Below are 2,079 nucleotides of genomic sequence, written 5' to 3' on the forward strand. Positions count from 1 at the left end.
GGCAGCGTCAGATGTGTATAAGAGCCAGGGGTGGGGGTGCGTCGTGGCCCGTCGCACGCGCCGCGGCGGGGCCCCGGACCGGTTCGGCCCGAGCCTTCAGAGGGTCTGCGGTGAACCCATGTGATCGAGTCTGCGCAGGATCACGCCCTCCCGCAGCGCCCAGGGGCAGATCTCGACCGTTTCCACGCCGAACAGATCCATCGCGCCCTCGGCCACCAGCGCACCGGCCAGCAGCTGGTTCGCCCTGCCCTCGGAGACGCCCGGGAGTTCCGCCCGCTGGTCCGTCGTCATGCCGGCCAGCCTCGGGACCCAGGCCTCCAGGGACTCGCGCTTGAGTTCGCGCTGGACGTAGAGGCCCTCGGCGGAGCGGGCCGCGCCCGCCAGGCGGGCCAGCTGCTTGAAGGTCTTGGAGGTGGCGACCACGTGGTCGGGGGCACCGAACCGGGCGAACTCGCCGACGGTACGGGCGATCTGGGCCCGGACATGGCGGCGCAGGGCCCTGATGGCGTCCGGGCTCGGGGGGTCCCCGGGGAGCCAGCCCGCGGTGAGGCGGCCCGCGCCGAGCGGCAGGGAGACCGCCGCGTCCGGTTCCTCGTCGATGCCGTAGGCGATCTCCAGGGAGCCGCCGCCGATGTCGAGGACCAGGAGCTTGCCGGCCGACCAGCCGAACCAGCGGCGGGCGGCGAGGAAGGTGAGACGGGCCTCCTCGGCACCGGTGAGGACCTGGAGCTCGACGCCGGTCTCGGCCTTCACGCGCGCGAGGACGTCGTCGGCGTTGCTGGCCTCGCGGACGGCGGAGGTGGCGAACGGGAGCAGGTCCTCGACGCCCTTGTCCTCGGCGGCCTGGAGCGCGTCCTTGACGACGGAGACCAGCTTCTCGACGCCCTCGGAACCGATCGCCCCGGCGTGGTCGAGCAGTTGGGCGAGGCGCAGTTCCGCCTTGTGCGAGTGCGCGGGCAGGGGGCGTGCGCCGGGGTGCGCGTCCACCACCAGCAGGTGCACCGTGTTCGATCCCACGTCGAGGACACCGAGTCTCATGTAGGGAACGCTACTGCCAGCCGGGCGCTCGACTGTCTCCGGAGGGGCCTTGGGCGACTTACCCTGGACGCGTGCCAAAGACGAAAAAGGTGAAGGACGACAAAACGGCCGTATCTGCCGACGGTCCTTCGCGGGTGAAGCCGCCGAAGCAGTCACGGAAGGCCCTGAAGGCTCTGAAGGCCGACGAGAAGGGGCTCGACTTCGCGCGCGCGTGGGTGGAGTTCCCGGATCCGGCGGACGACGAGCAGGTCTTCCGCTGCGATCTGACATGGCTGACCTCTCGGTGGAACTGCATCTTCGGCAGCGGCTGCCAGGGCATCCAGGCGGGCCGGGCGGACGACGGCTGCTGCACGCTGGGCGCCCACTTCTCCGACGAGGAGGACGAGCAGCGGGTCGCCGAGCACGTGGCGCGGCTCACCCCGGACATCTGGCAGCACCACGCCGAGGGCACGGCGAACGGCTGGGTCTCCGAGGACGAGGACGGCGACCGGCAGACCCGGCCCTTCCAGGGCTCCTGCATCTTCCAGAACCGGCCCGGCTTCGCGGGCGGCCAGGGCTGCTCGCTGCACATCCTGGCGCTGCGGGAGGGCCGCGAGCCGCTGGAGACCAAGCCGGACGTCTGCTGGCAGCTTCCGGTGCGGCGGACGTACGACTGGATCGACCGGCCCGACGACACCCGCGTGCTCCAGGTGTCGATCGGCGAGTACGACCGGCGCGGCTGGGGTTCGGGCGGCCACGACCTGCACTGGTGGTGCACGTCGGCGACCTCGGCACACGGCGCCGGCGACCCGGTCTACGTGTCCTACCGCCCCGAGCTGATCGAGCTGATGGGCAAGGCGGGTTACGACCGCCTCGTCGAACTCTGCGAGCAACGCCTGGCCTCCCAACTGCCGCTGCTGGCACCGCATCCGGCGGACCCGACCGGCTGAGCGCCGGGCCGGAAGGCGTCGGCCGCGCCCGCCCCGCCGTCGCAGCCGTTACGACACGGACGGGGACGGGTCGGCGCTGTCCGTCGGTGAGGGGGTCGGGCTCGCCGGGTCG

The 2,079-nt window shown here is 72.2% G+C and carries 2 protein-coding genes; one reads left to right on the plus strand and one right to left on the minus strand.

All coding sequences use genetic code 11. From position 1 onward, the window contains the following. Window positions 1–96: 96 nt before the first annotated feature. A complete protein-coding gene (locus EHS43_RS43305) occupies window positions 97–1,038 on the minus strand; it encodes a Ppx/GppA phosphatase family protein (RefSeq protein ID WP_125195911.1) in 942 nt (313 codons plus the stop codon). Window positions 1,039–1,172: 134 nt separating this feature from the next. Between EHS43_RS43305 and EHS43_RS43310 the strand changes: the two genes are divergently transcribed. Beyond that, window positions 1,173–1,967, plus strand: coding sequence for a hypothetical protein (locus EHS43_RS43310; RefSeq protein ID WP_260470988.1), 795 nt, complete (start codon window positions 1,173–1,175; stop codon window positions 1,965–1,967). Window positions 1,968–2,079 lie beyond the last annotated feature (112 nt).

It is taken from the genome of Streptomyces sp. RP5T (assembly GCF_003933965.1).
GTDB lineage: Bacteria > Actinomycetota > Actinomycetes > Streptomycetales > Streptomycetaceae > Streptomyces.